Consider the following 17584-nt stretch of genomic DNA (forward strand, 5'->3'; position numbering starts at 1 on the left):
CGGCGGCCAACACTGTCTCTGAGCCCGCTACGGCGGGCTTCACCCCGCGCGGGTGAGGTTTCAGAGCTTGTCTCACGTGGTTTCGCCGCTGGGATGCTGATCGTGTTCGTTGTCCTGCGCCGGCGACCGCGCGAGGCGTCTGATTCACCCGGCCGGGATGAGCAGAGGGGCGGTGCCGCCGCCCTAACGTCGCGCACATGGAGGAGCCCTGGGGCCCGACGATCTCACCGGGCGGCGCGGAACCGTTGGCGGCATTCCTGTCATGGACGGTGGCCGCGCCGCCCGGACCACCGCCGAGCGAAAGGGGTGGGCGGACGTGCCCCGTGCTGTCCGGTGACCGGCCCGGTCCGGACGAAGCGGTTCCTGGTGGCATACCGCTTGAGGAGTGGGCGCGGTCGACAGCGGGTCGGCTGCTGGCGGGGCTGCCGCGGAGATGGGCGCACAGCCAGGGAGTGGGACACAAGGCCGAAAGAGTCGCCCTCGCCGTTGAACCTGTGGACCGGCCGGTGCTGATCGCCGCGGCCTGGTTGCATGACATCGGATATGCCGGCGTGGCGAGAAGGAGCGGGCTGCACCAGCTTGACGGCGCGCGTTACCTCGCTGCGCTCGGTGTCCCCGGTCGGGTGTGCGGACTGGTCGCCCACCATTCGGGAGCGGCGTCGGTGGCAGCGCTGGTGGGCCTCGGTCCCCAGCTCGCGGAGTTCCCGGAGGAACGCGGCCCGGTCCGGGACGCGCTGTGGTACTGCGACCTGACCACGAGCCCCGACGGCCGGCCCGTCTCGTTACGGACTCGGACGGCGGAGTTGCGCGCACGGCGGGGTCCGGACGATCCCGTGGTGCGGGCCCTCACGGACAACGGCGCGGAGCGGGAGAGGGCGGTTCGCCGGACCGAGTCGCTGTTGCTCCCGGTCCTTTCCGGCCAGAACGGGGACGCGGGACATGGCCGACGACACGGCTGAACGGACCGCCGGGCGGCGCCGGGCTTCGGGAATCTACGGGGCGATCGTCACCGCGGCCATCCTGACCGCGGCGGGCGGGCAGCTGCCGACCGTACCCCTTGCGATCGCGGTCGTGGTCACGCTCCTGGTCTACTGGACAGCCGAGGAATACGCGGAACTGCTGGGCGGCCATGTCCGCGACGGCAAGTTCCCCGACATGGCCCAGATCGTCGCCGAGCTGCGCGCCACCTGGCCCATGGTGACGGCCTCCTACGTCCCGCTCGCCACGCTGCTGCTGGCCCGGCTGGCCGGCGCCTCACCGGTGACCGCGGCCAACGTCGGGCTGGCCGCGGCGGTGTTGCTGCTGGTGTACCACTCGTGGTCGGCGGCGCGGGCCGCCCGGCTGCGCGGACCGACGCTGGTCGTGGCGACCTGTGCGGCCGGGCTGCTCGGCGTCGTCATGATCCTGATGAAGAACCTCGTTCTGGTTCACCTGCACTGAAGGGAACCCAGTCGGTGTTCCGCTCGTCGCGGAACGCGGCCACGGCGGAGTCGATGGTGGGGTAGAAATGGTCCGGATCAAGGGTACGGGTCAGCTCGAAGCGGTCGATCTTGCGCCGCACCGGGTCCTTCAACTCGGCGAACACCAGCTGGGTGCCGTGCTTGTCGAGCTCGTCGTCGAGGTCGCGGAGCATGTCGGCCGCGGTGGCGTCCACATCGGTCACCGGCTCGGCGGCCACGACGATCCAGTGGGGTGCGGGACTCGTCGTCGCCAGCCGGCGGATCTCGTCGCGGAAGGTCCTGGCGTTGGCGAACATCAGCGGCGCGTCGAACCGGAAGATCACCAGGCCGGGCAACCGGAGCGCCTCCGGGTAGGAGCGGACGTCGTGGAATCCGGGCAGGTTCTCGACCTTGCCGAGCACCGTCTGGTAAGGCAGCCACGCGTGCCGGAACACGTTCAGGATCGACAGGACCACCGCGATCGCGATTCCGGGCAGCACACCGAGCAGGGCGACTCCGGCCAGTGCGGCGACCGACAGCAGGAACTCGGTCCGCCGCTGCCGCCACAGCCGCGCCGTCGCCGGCACGTCGGCCAACGACAGCGCCGCGGTGATCACGATCGCGGCGAGCACGGGCTGGGGAAGGTTCCGGAACAGTCCGGGTGCGACCACGATCATCACCGTGATCAGCACGGCGCCGACGACTCCGGCCAGCTGGGTCCGCGCCCCGGCCTGCTGGGCGACCGCGGTTCGCGAACCACTGGTGCTGACCGGAAAACCCTGGAAGAGACCGGCCGCCAGGTTCGCCACGCCGATGCCGGTCATCTCCCGGTTGCCGTGGATCTCCTGTCCGGTGCGCACGGCGAACGCCGAGGCCGTGGAGATCGTGTCGGCCAGCGACACGACCGCGATGCCCAGCGCTCCGGCGAACAGCGGCGCCAGATCGGCCAGCCGCACATCCGGGATGGTCAGCGGTGGAAAGCCGCCCGGCAGGACGCCGACCAGCGCCACGCCGCGCGCCGCCAGGTCGAACAGCGTGGCCGCGGCGATGGCGAGCACGACGACGACCAGGACCGCGGGAATCTTGCGCACCCAGCGTTGCAGCACCAGGATCGTCGCGATACCGCCGACTCCCACCGCGGCGGCCGCGCCGACCACCTGGCCGCCGGCGATTCCCCGCACCACAGCGCCGATCTCGGCGATGAGGCCGGTCGCGTCGACGCTGAACCCGCACAACTTGGGCAACTGGCCCACCACGATGGTCAGCGCCAGCCCGTTGAGGTATCCGATCATCGTGGGCTTGGAGATGAGATCGGCGATGAAACCGAGTTTGGCGACCGCGGCGAGGATCATGACGGCCGCGACCAGGATCGCCAGCATCGACGCGAGCGCGACGGCACGAGCCGGGTCGCCGTGCGCCGCGACCAGCGGCAGGATCGTCGCGGCGATCATCGGCCCGAGCGCGGAATCCGGCCCCAGCACGAGGATCCGCGACGGCCCGAACGCCGCGTAGCCCAGCAGGCACAGGATGGACGTGTACAACCCGGTGATCGCGGGCAGTCCGGCCAGTTGCGCGTAGGCCATGCCCTGTGGCACCAGCAGCGTGGTGAGGACGACACCCGCGACGACGTCCTTGGCCAGCCAGCCGCGACGGTAGGACCTGATCTGCCGCAGACCGGGGATCCACTGGGACATGGCGCCAAATCCCTTCTGCGGGTGGGGCGGTGCCTGCGATGGTAGCCGGGGCGCGGACAGCCGTCCCGGGGAGCTTGTCCTCAGTGGAGGAGACGAAAGACCCTCGACACAACGGAAAAATCTGCCGAGCCTCGACCGGGGGCCGGAACCGAGGAGGCGTCGCATGAACGACGTACGGGCCAAGCGGATAGCCGACTTCATCGGGCCGCTGCGCGTCGAGCCGGACTCGAAAGTGAGGCTGGCCAAGGACTTCGACCCCGCCTTCAAGGCCGGGGTCACGAAGAAGCGGGACGGCCGCGAGCTGTTGCGGGTCGGGGTCGAACTGCTCGCCGAGTACCAGCGCAGGCTGGCCGCGGAGAAGACCCACGGGGTGCTGTTGTGCCTGCAGGCGCTCGATGCCGGTGGCAAGGACGGCACGATCCGGCACGTGATGAGCGGCGTCAACCCGCAGGGCGTGAAGGTGAGCAGCTTCAAGGTCCCCTCGGCCACCGAGCTCGACCACGACTACCTGTGGCGCTACGCGTGCCAGCTGCCCGCCCGCGGCGAGATCGGGATCTTCAACCGGTCGCACTACGAGGAGGTCCTCGTGGTCCGGGTGCATCCGGAGAACCTGGGCCGGCAGCGCCTTCCCGCCTCGTCCGTGGGCAAGAACGTCTGGACCCGGCGGTTCCGCGAGATCAACGACTGGGAGCGGTACCTGACCGACAACGGATTCGTCGTGGTGAAGCTCTTCCTCAACCTGTCCTGGGAGGAACAGCGTGCGCGGTTCCTGAAACGGATCGACGTGCCCGAGCGGAACTGGAAGTTCTCCGCCGCCGACATCCGGGAACGGCGGTTCTGGAAGGACTACCAGCACGCGTTCGCCGAGATGCTGTCGGCCACGAGCAAACCCTGGGCGCCGTGGTACGTGATCCCGGCGGACCGGAAGTGGTTCGCACGCCTGTGCGCCGGTGCGGTTCTGGCGCACACGCTGTTGGAACTCGATCCCCAGTACCCGCGCGTGAGCGACGAGGCGCGTGACGAGCTGTCGAAGGCCAGGACGGAGCTCGAGGCCGAACAGGGACCTCCCGCGCCGGCCGGCGGTTCACGCCGAGCCTGAGAAGAGGTGACGAGATGACGCGACGTTTCGACGTCCCGGTGTCGGCCGGACCGTGGTACGCCCGCACCGCCGAGGAGACCACTGCCGCGTTCGGTGTCGATCCGGCCCGCGGGCTGTCCGCGGCCCGCGCGGCGGAGTTGTTGCGCGCCAACGGCCCCAACGCGTTGCCGGAGGAGAAACCACGGCCCGGCTGGCTGCGGTTCCTCGAGGAGTACCGCAGCTACATGCAGATCATTCTGGTCGTCGCCGCGGTGGTCTCGCTGGCGATCCAGCAATGGACCACGGCGATCCTGCTGGCGGTCCTGACCGTGCTGAACGCGGTTGTTGGACTGCGGCAGCAGGGCAAGGCCGACAGCGCGATGAACGCGCTGCGGTCGATGATGAAGGCGACGGCCAGGGTGCGTCGGGACGGGGCGGAGGCGGTCGTCCCGGCGGAGGAGCTCGTCGTGGGCGACATCGTGCTGCTCGCGGCCGGCGATGAGGTCCCCGCGGACGGGCGGATCCTGAGCGCCAGTTCGCTGCAGATCGACGAGTCGGCGCTGACCGGCGAGAGTGTGCCCGCGGCCAAGAGCGCGCAGCCGCTCCCGGTTGTCCGGCTCGGTCCGGGGGACCAGGTGAACATGGCGTTCATGCACACCCCCGTCACCCACGGCAGCGGCACGATGGTCGTCACCGCGACCGGTTCCGCCACGGAGCTGGGCCGGATCTCCGGGATGCTGGCGGCCACGCCGCCGGAGCAGTCACCGCTGACCCGCGAGCTCGACCGGCTCACCCTGTGGATCGCCGCCGCCGCGGGGCTGACCATGATCGTGATGTTCGTGCTCGGGCTCAGCCGGGGGCAGACCTGGGACGCGCTGTTCGTCGGCGCGGTCTCGCTGGCGATCGCGGCGATCCCGGAGGCCCTGCCGACCGTCACCCAGACCATCCTCTCGCTCGGCGGCGTGGACCTGGCCCAGCGCAACGCGATCGTGAAGGACCTGCCCTCGGTGGAGACGCTCGGGTTCACCTCGGCGATCAACTCCGACAAGACCGGCACCCTCACGATGAACCAGATGACCGCGGTCGAGGTCGTGGACCCCACCGATCGCTACACGATCTCCGGCAGCGGGTACGACCTGGCGGGCAGCGTGCATCGCGTGGCCGGGGCCACGGACACGATCGAGGACGCCATCCTGCCCTACCTGCTGGCCAGCGACGCGAAGCTCGTCGAGGGAAAGGTCGTCGGCGATCCCACGGAGGGGGCCTTGCTCGTGTTGGGGCACAAGGCCGGCATCGACGTCGAGGCCACTCGCGCGGCGTTTCCCCGGCTGGCCACCCTGCCCTTCGACCCGACCTACAAGCTGATGGCGACGTTCCACCAGGCCCAGGACGACTCGGGGCGCCCGGTCGTCCGCTGCTTCGTCAAGGGCGCGGCCCCGGCCGTGCTGTCCAGGGCGGCCTCCGCCCTGGCCGGTGAGAAAACCGTTCCATGGGACCGGGACCTGTCCGCTGGCGCCCAGGCGCACCTGGAGCGGATGGAGGGCGAGGGCAAACGCGTGATGGCCGCCGCCACGCGGGACATCGACCCCGAAGGATTCGACCCGCACGGCGACCTGCTCGGTCATGTCACCGGGCTGCGGGTCACGAGCCTGGTGGGCATGGTCGATCCGCCGAGGGACACCTCGAAGGCGGCGGTCGCCAGCGCGCAGCAGGCGCACATCCGCGTCCGCATGGTGACCGGGGACGACGTCATCACCGGCGCCGCGATCGCCGAGCAGCTCGGCATCACCGGCGACGCCATGCTCGGCGCCGACTTCGCCGCCCTGCCCGAGGCCGAGCGGCTGGCTCGCATCGACGGGATCGGTGTGCTGGGCCGGGTCGCCCCCGAGGACAAGGTGTTGCTGGCCGAGACGCTGAAGAAGAAGGGCGATGTGGTCGCGATGACCGGCGACGGCGTCAACGACGCCCCGGCCATCAAGGCCGCCGACATCGGCATCGCGATGGGCAGCGGCACCGAGGTGGCCAAGAACGCCGGCCGGATGGTGCTGTCCGACGACAACTTCGCCACCATCGTGTTCGCGGTCGAGCAGGGTCGCAAGATCTACGACAACCTCACCAAGTACATCCGGTTCGTTCTCGTCCTGCTGGTCGTGTTCGTGCTGACCTTTCTCGGGGCGGCGCTGTTCGACATCGCGGCCGGGGAACCGTTCCACCCCGGGCAGGTGTTGTGGATCCACTTCGTCGTCAACGCGGCCTTCGGTTTCGCGCTCGGGTTCGACCGGGAGAGCCCCGGCCTCATGGCCCGCGCCCCGCGTGCCCGTGGCGCCTCGGTCGTGAGCAACGCGGTGATGGTGACGGTCGGCGCGGCCGGCCTGGTGATCAGTGCGATGCTGCTCGCGGTCCTGTACCTGGGCGAGTCCCGCTTCGGCGATCCACGTGTCGCCAACACGATCGCGTTCACCACGTTCGCGCTGTGCCTCATCGTGGCCGCCCTCGAATGCCGCAGCGAGACCGCGTCCGTGCTGACGACGGACACGTTCGACAGCAAGCAGCTGAACTGGGTGGTGCTCGGCGAGTTCGTCCTCGCGGTGCTGGTGACGCAGATGGACGGGTTCCAGCGACTGCTCGGCACCACCGAGCTGAACGTGCTGCAGTTCGGCTGGGCGATGGTGCCGCCGGTGGTGCTGCTGGCGGTGTGGGAACTGGGCAAACTGGCGGCCCGCGAATGGTCCCGTCGAACGTGACGCGAGGGCTGTGACGCGGAGACCGACGCCACGCCGGGGACCGTATCACCCCGGGCGGATGAGGAGCTTGCCGTTGCGGGCGTGCCACAGTGACGGCCATGCCGGGTGGTGATCGAGGAGCGCTGAGGTTGGGAACGGCGACTCGGCGCCAGGTCGGGCGGGGGACCCGGGCCGGGGTGCGAGCGGCGTGCCGCACGCAGCGACGAATGCGGCTTCGGCGGGTGACGACTCCGACCGCAGCCGGCCGGAGCGAGGCCGATTCGGCGGCCGCACCGCGTGCCGGCGCGGTGATGCCACGCGGTCTGGTGATCCTCCTGGGCGCCGCCGCGCTGGTCGTCGCGGTGGCCGGCATCAGGGCGGCGGCGTGGCTGATCGCGCCGACGTTTCTGGCGCTCGTCATCGTGATCGTGATCAGCCCGGTGCACCAGTGGTTGCGGCGGCACCGGGTCCCCGGTTGGGCCGCGACGCTGGCGCTCGTCCTGCTGGTCTACGGCGTGCTCATCGCGTTCAGCGTGGTGATGATCGTCTCCGTCGCGAAGCTGGCCACGCTGCTGCCCCAGTACACCGATCGGTTGCAGGCGCTCGTCGCCGAGGCCACTGACGCGCTGGGCCGGTTCGGGGTCGGCTCGGCGGAGCTCCGCCATGTCGCCGGTGGGCTGGACGCCGGCAAGCTGCTGTCCCTGGTCGGCGCCTTACTGGCCGACCTGACCGGGGTGACGACAAACGTCGTGTTCCTGCTCGCGCTCCTGCTGTTCCTCAGTATGGAGGCCACCGGCATCGACGCGAGGCTGCTGGAGATCGCCGCGGCGCGCCCCCAGGTCACCGTCGCGATGAAGGGCTTCACCCGCAGAACCCGGCGGTACCTGGTCGTCACCACGATCTTCGGACTGATCGTGGCCGCGTTGGACACGATCGCGCTGGCGTGGCTGGGCATTCCGCTGGTGGTGCTGTGGGGCCTGCTGTCGTTCGTGACCAACTATATTCCGAACGTCGGGTTCGCCCTGGGGCTGCTCCCGCCCGCGGTGCTCGCCCTGCTCACCGGCGGCTGGCGACTCACGCTGATCGTCATCCTGGTCTACACGGCGGTCAATTTCGTCGCGCAGTCGTTGATCCAGCCGCGCTATGTGGGCGACGCCGTCGGGCTTTCCGCCGCGACCGTGTTCATGGCGATGGTGTTCTGGGCCTGGGTGCTCGGCCCGTTGGGCCTGCTGCTGGCGATACCGGCGACGTTGCTGCTCATGGTCGTGCTGGTCGACATCGATCCGCAGGCCGGCTGGGTCGCCGCGCTGCTTCGGGCGCCGCCACGGGCCGAGCACCACCGGTTGCGCTCGTTCGTCCCGTCGCGGACGGCCGGCGCGGGGCGGGGGAGGAAGGCGACCGGACAGCATCGGCGCCGCAGTGGTCAGCGCCACGGCTGAGGGCGCTGACCACCGCGGCCCGGTCGTGCGCTCAGATGCCGACGTACTGGCTCAGCCAGGCGCGACTGGCGTCGCGGTACAGCGAGGCGTTGGCGGCGAGTGCGACCGAGTGTCCGGACCCGGGCAACACGTAGGTCGTCAGGTGGGCGGCGGGAGCGAAGTACGGGGCCTCCTCGTCCTGCAACGTGCCGGCGTAGGCGCAGTCGCGAAACAGCCCGCAGAAGCCGGTGTCGTTGGTGCCGTCGACGAGGAACACCGGCGCGGTGATGTTCAGCGAGATCGGGCTCGCCAGCCCCACCCCGACAATGTCGAGCAGGCTGCTCGCGGAGACCTGGTCCTTGGCGTACGTCTCGTCGGCGGCGACCGCGAGCGGGTCGAGATCGCCGGCGGAGTAGTACATCGTGCCGCGGCTTCCGGGAACGGTGGTGAGGTAGCCGGGATCGCCGCCGCGCGGGGCCAGCTGCGGGTCCAGCGTCACCGGATGCAGGCCGAGGGCGACGTCGTCGATCACGACGGGGGCGTTGGGCAGGTGGGTCATGCCGGTCAGCAGCACGCCGTCCACGTCGTGGTAGTTGGCCGCCTCGATGATCGAGATGGCCGAGCCGGCGGAGTGGCCGACGAGCACGACCTTGCCGAAGGCGATGCCGCCGACGGCGCCGGCGCGCAGGTCGCCCACGACCACGTGCACGGCAGCGGCCTGCATGGCGCCGGTGATCACGGCGCTCAACGGCCGGGTGCTCTGCCCGACGCCGATCTCGTCGACGGCGAAGGTGGCCAGCCCGTTGGCGGCCATGTCCTGTTGGTACGAATAGGTGCCGGGTTGGTAGGGCAGGTCCCAGTACATCCTGTTGTAGGTGGCGCCGTGCAGCAGCAGCTGCACCGTGCCGGAGACAGTGCCCGCCGGCAGGCACAACTGCCCGTGCATGGTCAGCGGTAACAGCGGGTTGGTGGACACTGGCAGGTTGTATTCGGAACAGTGGGCGGGGTCGGCGGATGCGGTGGGCGCGACGGCGAGCAGCGAGCAGCCGGCGACGAGGGATGCCGCGAGAGCGGCCAAGGGTCTCAGTCTCATGGGGAAAGTGCCTCCAGGCGGCGGGAAGCGTTGGCGGCCTGGGACGCTATCCCCGCTCGGCCCCGGCGACACCGGCTCGACACGATCGTGTGAAATTCGGCGTGATGAGGTAACCGTCCGGGCGGCTGATTTCTCTGCGCTGAAAGGGTATTCGGTGCCGACGAACGGGTGGTGTTGATCACTGTCGACATCGGCGTCCGGTACGGTCGCTCACCTCGGAGAGGTGATTTTGTGGGTGAGAAGGCGTCAAGACCCGTACCCTGGGTGGTCGATCTGAGCAGACCGAGTCCGTCCAGGGTGTACGACTATCTCATCGGCGGCGCCTGCAACTTCGCCGTGGACCGCGAGTGGGCCGAGCGGGCCATCGAACGGATGCCCTGGCTGCGGGCTGCCGCGCGGTCCAACCGGGCGTTCCTGCGGCGGGCGGTGATCACCTGCGCCGAGGCGGGCGTGCGCCAGTATCTTGATCTCGGCTCGGGCATCCCGACCGGCGAGAGTGTGCACCAGATGGCCCGGCGGGTGCTGCCCGACAGCCGCGTGGTCTACGTCGACAACGAGGAAGTCGCGGTCGCGCACAGCATGCTGACCCTCGGCGGGGAGACGGGCGTGGGCATCGTGGAGGCCGACATGCGACACGTCACCGCCGTGCTCAGGAACCCGGTCACCCGTCGGCTGCTGAACTTCGAGGAACCGATCGGCCTGCTGATGACCGCGTCGCTGTACTACCTGCCGGACGCCGACGAGGCAGCGGCCATGGCGGCCCGGTACAAGTCCCTGCTCGCCCCCGGCAGTCACGTCGTGCTCTCGCACACCACGCTCGACCAGCGCCAGCGGGACATGCTGGAGCTCGGTGCGGTGCTCGAGATGACCAAATCGCTGACCAGCTCCGCGACCCCCCGGTCCCGGGAGTGGATCGCGGCGGTGCTGGACGGCCTGGAAATGCTCGACCCCGGGCTGGTCTACCCGTCGTGCTGGCGTCCGGATTCGGCGCGCCCGGTGGACGACACCCCTTGGCACGACTCGATGTTGGCAGCGGTGGCGCGGAAAGCGTGACGGGCCCTTCGGCGGGCATGCTGCGTCCTCGGCTGCGCGTGACCTGGATGGCCGAGCGCCATGGCGAACGGGCTACCCGTGTTGATCAGTCGGTCAGACGATCGACATCGGACAGTCCCGGACAGTTCACTCACGACTGACCTTGACGGCACCTGCCTGAGGAGAGCGTGCAATGTGGTTGCGTCGTGTGTTGACTACGGTGACTGTCGCCGGCCTGGCGTTGGTGAGCGGCCCGGTCGCAGCTCAAGCTGTTTCCCGGTCGACCCCGCCGACCGAGTGCTCGGCGGCGTTCTTCGACAATGACCGGCGACTGGGCCCGCTCGATCTGCCGACGGCGGGCCCGCTCGGACGCGTGGTTCGTGGCTACAAGCGCACCGGCGACCTTTCCATTCGGCAGTTCCTGGCCAGGTTCTGGGACCCGGAAGCCAAAGCCGGCGCGGGTGGCTGGCGGTACCCGCCTGGCGACGGTTACGTCATCGGACCGGACGGTCGCCCCGAGGTGTCGCAGCGGCGACTCGCGCCAGGCGTGAACATCGACCGCTTCGGCGACGAGGGTGGATCGTTCCTCGCTCCCGAGGGACTGTCCTACACCGATCGCTCAATCCCGCCGCAGAACCTCGTCGGCACCCCGCCGGCGCGATGCGACTACCACGACTACCGCGTGGTGCGGCCGTTCATCGTCGACTCCGGGCCGGTCGCGCCGTGGTTCCGACAAGCAGGCGGCGGCACTCAGTACCAGTTGGACTCCCGCTGGGTGTCAGGCGCACCGGCCAAGCTCACTGTGACGTGGTTGCTGGAGAAGGGATATCTCGAGCGTGTCAGGTAGTGGACAGTCCGAACACACGGCGCGCGTTGCCTTCGAGGAACTGGTCTAGGCTCTGCTGATCCAGCCCCAGCGCAGCCAGGTCACGCAGCGCCCGCGAGGCGGTGAGCATCGGGTAGTTGGTGCCGAACAGCACCTTCTCCCGTCCGTCACCGCGGAGATAGCGGACCAGCTCGGGCGGATAGCGCTTGACGGTGTAGGCGCTGGTGTCGATGTGCACGCCGACATGCTTACGCGCCACCGATATCATCTCTTCGGTCCACGGATACCCGATGTGCCCGGCCACTATGGTCAGACCGGGGAAGTCCAGCGCGACGTCGTCAAGATACGGGATCGGCCGCCCGGTCTCAGAAGTGCGCAGCGGCCCGGTGTGCCCGACCTGGGTGCAGAACGGCACGCCGAGCTCAACGCATTCGGCGTACAGCGGATAGTAGCGGCGGTCGTTCGGCGGCAACCCCCACAACCACGGCACTATCCGTAGCCCGACGAAGCCGAGCTCGTGCACGGCACGGCGCAGCTCACGCACGGCGTGCTGGGGACGCATCAGGTCGACCGTGGCCAGCCCGCGCAATCGGCCCGGCGCCTCGGCGACGAAACCGGCGACTTCGTCGTTGCTGATCAGTGCGCCCTGTGGGCCGTGCCAGGCGCTGATCAAGCCGATGTCGACGCCGGCCTCGTCCATGGCGGCGACCGTCGCGCCGATCGGAATCGACTCGGGCAGCCGGTCGCCGGTCCACCGCAGAATCGAGGCGAACATGCTGTCCCGCAGGAAACGCGGTGTCGGGTGCTGCATCCACACGTCGATGACAGGCATGCCATCGAGTATCCGCGCCCTGACCAGTCGGCATCCGGCAGATAGATGACGCGAGCCCGGTCTACCGCCCGCGCGCGGAGACGGTCACCGCACCGACAGCGTGCGACACGCCTCGACGAAGGCCACCAGCTCCGTGACCTTGTCGGATTTCGCGTCCACCGCGCGGTTGATCACCTTGATCAGGTACTCGTATGCCTCGGTGTGGTCGTACCTGGCGACGTCGGCGATGCGCAGCGCCCACCGCCAGTAGCCTCGGATCGTGTCCGCGAGCGGCATCCGGAACTCGGCGATCACGTCCCTGATCGGGTCGGCCATCGCGTCGCCGTAGCGCTGCAGGTACTTCTGCACGACGTCGGCGAAGAACGAGAAGTGCCTGGCCTCGTCCCGGCTCAGCCGGGTCAGGATGTCCCGCAGCAGCGGGTCGCCGACCGCCTGGCGCAGGTGTTGGTAGTAGATCTGGGTGGCCTTCTCCTGCACCAGTGGATAGGTGAAGAACTGCACCGCGTGCTCGTAGGGCAGGTCGAACAGTTTCTGCCCCTCCACGGCGAGCGCGGTGCGCAGCTGCTGCGGCTGCGCCATGCCGGACGCGATCTGGTACTGCTCCAACACGCGGGCGTGGGTGTCCTCCTCCTGGGCCCACCGCACCGAGAAGTGGTACAGCTCGCGGTTGTGCGCGAAGGTGGGCAGGTCGACGCTGCCGTCGACCGGGAAGTACCGGTCGTACATGGCGAAATAGCCGGGCAGGTGGTCCTCGATGATCGTCACGAACTCGACGGCCGAGCGCTCGCCCACGGTGAGCCGATCGGCGTCGGCTGTGCTCCAGTCGAAGCTGAACTCGACGTCCCAACGCTGCTGCGGCGGCGTGGTGCGCATGAACGCGCGTACCGCCGAGTCCACGTCGTCCGTCGTGATGAGCTTTCCGCCGATCACGGTCACCTTCTTCCTAGCGCCCGCGCCGGCACACCAGCGCGTAGTGTTTGGTGGTGAAACCCCAGCCCGCGTTGGCCGTCTCCAGGTAGCGGGTCAGCTTGGCCGCCAACCCGTCCTCAAGGGCGTCCAGCTCCGCCGCGTTACGCGCCACGTTGGCCAGCCAGTCCTCGATGGTGCGGTGGTAGTGCGGGGTGAGGTCGTCGACGGCGGTGATCGCGAAGCCGGCGTCCTCCGCTCCACGGACCAGTTCCGACAGTGGCCGCATGTCGCCCCACCCGAAGATGGAGTCGCGGACGAACACGGAGTTGGCGCGCTCGGCGAACTCGGCCCGCCGCGCCGCGTTGCGGTAGCAGCTCTCCGACACGTAGAGCATGCCGCCCGGCCGCAGTGCCCGCCAGCACTTGGCGAACACCGCGTCGAGGTTGGGCATGTGCACGATCGAGCCGAGCATCGTGATCGCGTCGACGCCGCGCGGCTGCGGCTCGTACTCCTCGAAGTGGCCGGTGTGCACCGACACCCGGTCGGTGAGGCCGAGTTCGGTCGCCCGCCGCTCGATGTGCTCCCGCTGGTGCGGTGCCGGGCTGATGCCCTGCGTCCGCACGCCGTAGTTGGCCGCCATGAACAGGATCAGCGCACCCCAACCACTGCCGATGTCCAGCAGCGACTGCCCCGGCCGCAGACCCAACCGGTCGGCGACGTAGTGCAGCTTGTGCTGTTGCGCGGCCTCCAGGGTGTCGCCGGCGGACCGGTACAGGCCCGAGCTGTACTTCCTTGTCGGGTCGAGGTAGAGCTCGAAGACCCGCGGGTCCAGGTCGTAGTGCTGGTTGGTGTCGGCCACCTTCACCGGGCGCCGACCTTGTCGCGCACCGCGGCGCTGACGCACTTGGCGACGTCCCTGATCGTCTTGACCCCGAAGACGTCCTCGTCCTCCAACTCGATGTCGTAGGTGCGCTCGATGGCCGCCACCACCCGCAGCACCTTCACCGAGTCGACGCCGTCCATCGCGGTCAGATCGGCGTCCGGCCCCGCCTTCGCCGCGTCCTCGCCGACCTGCTCGACCACCATCGCCGTCACGGTCGCCACGATGTCGTCGAAATCAGCAGTCGTGTCCATCTCGAATCTCCTGTCAGTACTCGGAACTGGCCAGCGCGAGCGCGCCGGCGACCAGTTGTGCCTCGGCGTCGGTCATGGTGATGCGCTCCCGGGCCTGCTCGGCGGTCACCGGCTGGTACTGCCCGGCCGCGGTGACGGCCAGTGTGCCGTCGGCGCCGTGCACCTCGGCCCATGCCCGGTACGGCCCCTCGTCACCGGCCCGCACGTGGGTGCCGGCCACGCACCGGTAGTCCTGCCCGACGGCGAGCGAGGAGACGAACCGGGTGCGGAGGGTGGTGGTGAGCACGATGACGCCTGTCCGCAGCACCAGCAGTTTGCCCATGATCTCGTCGCAGACCGTGGTGATGACACCGCCGTGCACCATGCCGGGATAGGACTCGAAGGACCGGTCGAACCGGAGCCGGCACGCGATGCCGTCCTCGGCCCGCTCGAACCGCAGCCGCAACCCGTGCTCGTTGCGGGGAGAACAGCCGAAACAGCGGTAGTCCGACAGCACGTTCCACGGGACCTCGATCGGCCCGCCGGTCACGCGATGGCCTCGGCCAGCGCCCGGCGCACCCGGCCGTTGCTGGACAGGTCCACGTCCACGATGCCACCGAACACCTTGCGGATCTTGTCCTGCAGCTCCTCGAGCTCACCGGCGTCGGCGATCTGCTCCAGGAACAGCTCGAAGCCGGTGTCGATGGTCTCGTGGTCGGCCAGCTCGGTCAGGTTGCTCTTGAACATGCTGACCGGGTGCTTGATCCGGCCGTCGGAGGTGTAGACGTACAGCGTCTCCAGCACCGACGCCGTCTCCTCCGGATGCGCCGCCAGTCGCTGCTTGACGAAGTGGATGAACTCCCTGGCGTGGCCGGCCTCGTCGAGGCTGGCGTTGGTCAGGATCTGCCGCAGGACGGGTTCCTCGACGGCCGCGGCGACCCTGCGGTACACGTGGTTGACGGTCAGCTCGGAGATGACGTTGGTGGCCAGCGTCGCCGATGGCGTGGTGCCCGGCGCGTAGGGCTCACGCATGGCCTGCACCGTGGCGTCGGGCACGTGCTCGCCGACGGCGGCCAGCCAGCTCTTGAACGCGTAGTGGTGCTGCACCTCCTGGTAGCCCCACACCACCGCGAAGGTGGAGAAGTCGTAGTCGTCGACGAACTCGTTGAGGAAGCCGTGCACCGCCGCGATGACGTTGGACTCGCCCATCACGCCGCTCTTGGCCATCGTGACGTACTCGGGCCGGACGAGATCGGTGCGCACGGCGTCGAAGTCGATGTCCCTGAGCTGCCAGTGATTGCGCTCGTACTGCTTGAAAACCTCAAAGGTATGCACAGTTCTCCCGGCGTCAGGTGAACGCGGTCCGCGACGCGATCCGCTGGAGTTTTCCGCTGCTGGTACGTGGAATGGCGTGCGGGCCGACCAGCACGACCCGCAGCTGGTCGAGGCCGGTGACGGCCTTGACCAGCTCGCGCAGCCGGCCGGCCAGCTTGTCCCGCTCCACCTCGGAGTCCACTGTGGACTCCGCGACGAGCACGATGGTCCCGTCACCGTCGCCATCGCTGACGAAGGCGACACAACGTCTGCGGTGCACGCCGGGATCGGCACGTGCCGCGGCTTCGATGTCCTCGGGATAGAAGTTGCCGCCCCGGACGATCAGCATCTCCTTGCTGCGACCGGTCACGTGCAGTTGCCCGCCGGCGAAGTAGCCCAGGTCCCCGGTGCGCAGCCAGCCGTCGGCCGAGAAGGGTTGCGCGGTCGCGCCGAGATAGCCCGTGGTCACCGAGAGCCCGCGCACCTGCACCTCGCCGAGGTTCCGCTCGCCGAGTGGTCGGCAGTTCTCCGGATCGGCGATGCGCACGTCGAGTCCCCGCACCGGGCCACCGAGCGCGACCACGCCGCGCGCGCCAGGGGCGCCGGCGGCGACCGGCACGGCCCGCCGTTCGTCCGCCAGCGCCGCCCTGTCGACCCAGTCGACGACCGGCCGCGTGCCCAACTCAGGGAACGTCACGGCCAGCGTCGCCTCAGCCAGCCCGTACACCGAGAGCATCGCCTCCGGCCGGAACCCGGCGGGCCCGAAGTGCTCGGTGAAGGCCGCGACGGAGTCGGGCGCGATCGGCTCGGCGCCGTTGAGCGCCACCCGCAGCCGGCTCAGGTCGTAGTCGGGGACCTCGTCGGCCGGTACCGCCCGGCGCAGGTAGTCGTAGCCGAAGTTGGGCAGCGCCCAAGCGGTGTACCCGCCGTCGCAGATCGCGCGCAGCCAGCGGGCCGGGTCCTTCACGAACGCCGACGGCGCCCACACGCTCATCGACACCCCGGTCAGCAGCGCGGTGAGCGTGCCGAACAGGCCCATGTCGTGGAACAGCGGCAGCCATATCGCCGGCTTGTCGCCCGGCCGGCCGAGGTCGATGCCGGTTCTGATGGCGTCGACGCCGGCGAGCACGTTCGCGTGGGTGAGCCGGACGCCCTTGGGGCTGGCGGTGCTGCCCGAGGTGAACTGCACGATCAGGTCGTCCTGGTCGGCGATGTCGACGCCGTCCACGCCGGCCGCGGCCGGCAGGTCGTCGACCACGATCACCCGGGCGTCGCCGACCGCGTCGCCGACCAGCCGGCGCAGCCTGTCCACCTTGCGGGAGACCAGCACCACTCGGGCGTCCGCGACCGCGAGCACGCCGCTGACCTTGGCGACGTAGCCGTCACGCCCGGTCGTGGGCAACGGCAGCGGGCACGCGGTCGCGCCGAGCCGGCTCAGCGCGAACAGGCAGCGGAAGAACGCGGATTCGTTGGCGCACAGCACACCGACCCGGTCACCCGGCCGGATCCCGTTGCGGGCCAAGGCTCCTGCCATCGCCCGCGACTGCTCACAGAGCTGGTCGACGCGCAGTCGCTCATGCTCGCTGACGAAGGTCAGGGCCGCGGCCGGCGCGGCCGCCGCGGTGCGCTCCAGCGCGGCGTGCAGGCTCATCCCGCCAACCCGTCGATGGTCGCCAGCACGCGAGGCCGCCATTGGCCGAGCGTGTCCGGCAGCAGGTCCGAGGTCAGGATGCGCGTGCGCAACGCGGCCGGCGCTTCATCAGCGGTCCGAGCGAGGCTCAGAAAGCGATGTGGTAGGTAAAGCATGGTGAAGATGTCAGTCCTGAGCAGCTTGCAAATATTTTTCTTGTCGACCTCCTTGTCGACCTCATAGTCCAACTTGAGCAAGTCTCCGCCATTTCCGTCGGGTTCTTCACATGGGTATCCGGCAGCCTGTCGTGGCCGTCCGAAAAGGGGACCTCCCCACGTCCACCAATAGGATTGGCCAAAGACAGGTTCTTCACAAGAGGCCACCGAAATGGCCCCCGCTCGGCAGGCGCTTCGACTGTTCGAGGCCGCGTTCGCCTGCTGGCGTACGCCGCCCGCGAGGTGCACGCGATCTATTTCGACGAGC

General features: G+C 69.4%; 17 protein-coding genes and 1 pseudogene. 8 read left to right on the forward strand and 10 right to left on the reverse strand.

Translation table 11 applies throughout. The annotated features are described in order from the left end of the window. Nucleotides 1-197 precede the first annotated feature (197 nt). From JJ691_RS52140 to JJ691_RS09405, 3 genes and pseudogenes are all read left to right on the forward strand, one after another. A pseudogene (locus JJ691_RS52140) lies at nucleotides 198-656 on the forward strand (HD domain-containing protein); the annotation flags it as partial. A gap of 6 nt (nucleotides 657-662) precedes the next feature. After that, nucleotides 663-959 carry a hypothetical protein gene (locus tag JJ691_RS52145; RefSeq protein WP_249228380.1) on the forward strand — a complete coding sequence of 99 codons (297 nt, stop codon included), beginning with the start codon at nucleotides 663-665 and terminating at the stop codon, nucleotides 957-959. Further along, nucleotides 940-1440 (forward strand): hypothetical protein, encoded by a 501-nt coding sequence (locus tag JJ691_RS09405; RefSeq protein ID WP_211768390.1) that lies wholly within the window; start codon nucleotides 940-942, stop codon nucleotides 1438-1440. Before JJ691_RS52145 ends, JJ691_RS09405 begins: the two co-directional genes overlap by 20 nt. On the opposite strand, the gene JJ691_RS09410 is transcribed toward JJ691_RS09405, so the two are convergent. Beyond that, a complete protein-coding gene (locus JJ691_RS09410; protein ID WP_211768391.1) occupies nucleotides 1397-3133 on the reverse strand; it encodes a SulP family inorganic anion transporter in 1737 nt (578 codons plus the stop codon). The genes JJ691_RS09405 and JJ691_RS09410 overlap by 44 nt on opposite strands. Before the next feature lie 163 nt (nucleotides 3134-3296). On the opposite strand from JJ691_RS09410, the gene JJ691_RS09415 reads away from it, so the two are divergent. From JJ691_RS09415 to JJ691_RS09425, 3 genes are all read left to right on the forward strand, one after another. Then, nucleotides 3297-4232, forward strand: coding sequence for a polyphosphate kinase 2 family protein (locus JJ691_RS09415; protein WP_211768392.1), 936 nt, complete (start codon nucleotides 3297-3299; stop codon nucleotides 4230-4232). Between the two features lie 14 nt (nucleotides 4233-4246). Then, on the forward strand, nucleotides 4247-6955 hold the full coding sequence (locus tag JJ691_RS09420) for a cation-translocating P-type ATPase (protein ID WP_211768393.1): 2709 nt from the start codon (nucleotides 4247-4249) through the stop codon (nucleotides 6953-6955). Between the two features lie 221 nt (nucleotides 6956-7176). After that, nucleotides 7177-8373, forward strand: a complete 1197-nt coding sequence (locus tag JJ691_RS09425) for an AI-2E family transporter (RefSeq protein WP_249227792.1) — start codon at nucleotides 7177-7179, stop codon at nucleotides 8371-8373. A 31-nt stretch (nucleotides 8374-8404) separates the two neighbouring features. Here JJ691_RS09425 and JJ691_RS09430 read toward each other — a convergent pair whose 3' ends face one another. After that, nucleotides 8405-9445 carry an alpha/beta fold hydrolase gene (locus tag JJ691_RS09430; protein WP_211768394.1) on the reverse strand — a complete coding sequence of 347 codons (1041 nt, stop codon included), beginning with the start codon at nucleotides 9443-9445 and terminating at the stop codon, nucleotides 8405-8407. A 264-nt stretch (nucleotides 9446-9709) separates the two neighbouring features. Between JJ691_RS09430 and JJ691_RS09435 the strand changes: the two genes are divergently transcribed. Beyond that, a complete protein-coding gene (locus JJ691_RS09435) occupies nucleotides 9710-10498 on the forward strand; it encodes an SAM-dependent methyltransferase (RefSeq protein ID WP_305874574.1) in 789 nt (262 codons plus the stop codon). A 199-nt stretch (nucleotides 10499-10697) separates the two neighbouring features. Continuing rightward, the gene (locus JJ691_RS09440) at nucleotides 10698-11324 is read left to right on the forward strand and encodes a TNT domain-containing protein (protein ID WP_249228208.1); all 627 of its coding nucleotides are present in this window, start codon (nucleotides 10698-10700) and stop codon (nucleotides 11322-11324) included. Here JJ691_RS09440 and JJ691_RS09445 read toward each other — a convergent pair. From JJ691_RS09445 to JJ691_RS09480, 8 genes are all read right to left on the reverse strand, one after another. After that, nucleotides 11317-12135 carry an amidohydrolase family protein gene (locus JJ691_RS09445; RefSeq protein WP_211768397.1) on the reverse strand — a complete coding sequence of 273 codons (819 nt, stop codon included), beginning with the start codon at nucleotides 12133-12135 and terminating at the stop codon, nucleotides 11317-11319. The genes JJ691_RS09440 and JJ691_RS09445 overlap by 8 nt on opposite strands. A gap of 84 nt (nucleotides 12136-12219) precedes the next feature. Next, nucleotides 12220-13065 carry an acyl-ACP desaturase gene (locus tag JJ691_RS09450; RefSeq protein WP_249227793.1) on the reverse strand — a complete coding sequence of 282 codons (846 nt, stop codon included), beginning with the start codon at nucleotides 13063-13065 and terminating at the stop codon, nucleotides 12220-12222. A 13-nt stretch (nucleotides 13066-13078) separates the two neighbouring features. After that, nucleotides 13079-13909, reverse strand: coding sequence for an SAM-dependent methyltransferase (locus JJ691_RS09455; RefSeq protein ID WP_211768398.1), 831 nt, complete (start codon nucleotides 13907-13909; stop codon nucleotides 13079-13081). Continuing rightward, the gene (locus tag JJ691_RS09460; protein ID WP_211768399.1) at nucleotides 13906-14178 is read right to left on the reverse strand and encodes an acyl carrier protein; all 273 of its coding nucleotides are present in this window, start codon (nucleotides 14176-14178) and stop codon (nucleotides 13906-13908) included. The genes JJ691_RS09455 and JJ691_RS09460 overlap by 4 nt, the downstream gene beginning before the upstream one ends. Nucleotides 14179-14191: 13 nt before the next feature. Beyond that, nucleotides 14192-14707 carry a PaaI family thioesterase gene (locus JJ691_RS09465; RefSeq protein WP_211768400.1) on the reverse strand — a complete coding sequence of 172 codons (516 nt, stop codon included), beginning with the start codon at nucleotides 14705-14707 and terminating at the stop codon, nucleotides 14192-14194. After that, nucleotides 14704-15492, reverse strand: coding sequence for a ferritin-like domain-containing protein (locus JJ691_RS09470; RefSeq protein WP_211768401.1), 789 nt, complete (start codon nucleotides 15490-15492; stop codon nucleotides 14704-14706). Before JJ691_RS09470 ends, JJ691_RS09465 begins: the two co-directional genes overlap by 4 nt. Nucleotides 15493-15505: 13 nt before the next feature. Next, the gene (locus JJ691_RS09475) at nucleotides 15506-17122 is read right to left on the reverse strand and encodes an AMP-binding protein (RefSeq protein ID WP_211768402.1); all 1617 of its coding nucleotides are present in this window, start codon (nucleotides 17120-17122) and stop codon (nucleotides 15506-15508) included. Continuing rightward, entirely contained in the window at nucleotides 17119-17349 is a 231-nt protein-coding gene (locus JJ691_RS09480) for a hypothetical protein (RefSeq protein WP_211768403.1), read from the reverse strand. The genes JJ691_RS09475 and JJ691_RS09480 overlap by 4 nt, the downstream gene beginning before the upstream one ends. Between the last annotated feature and the right edge of the window lie 235 nt (nucleotides 17350-17584).

It is taken from the genome of Kutzneria sp. CA-103260, from assembly GCF_018263855.1.
In the GTDB taxonomy this organism is placed as follows: domain Bacteria; phylum Actinomycetota; class Actinomycetes; order Mycobacteriales; family Pseudonocardiaceae; genus Kutzneria.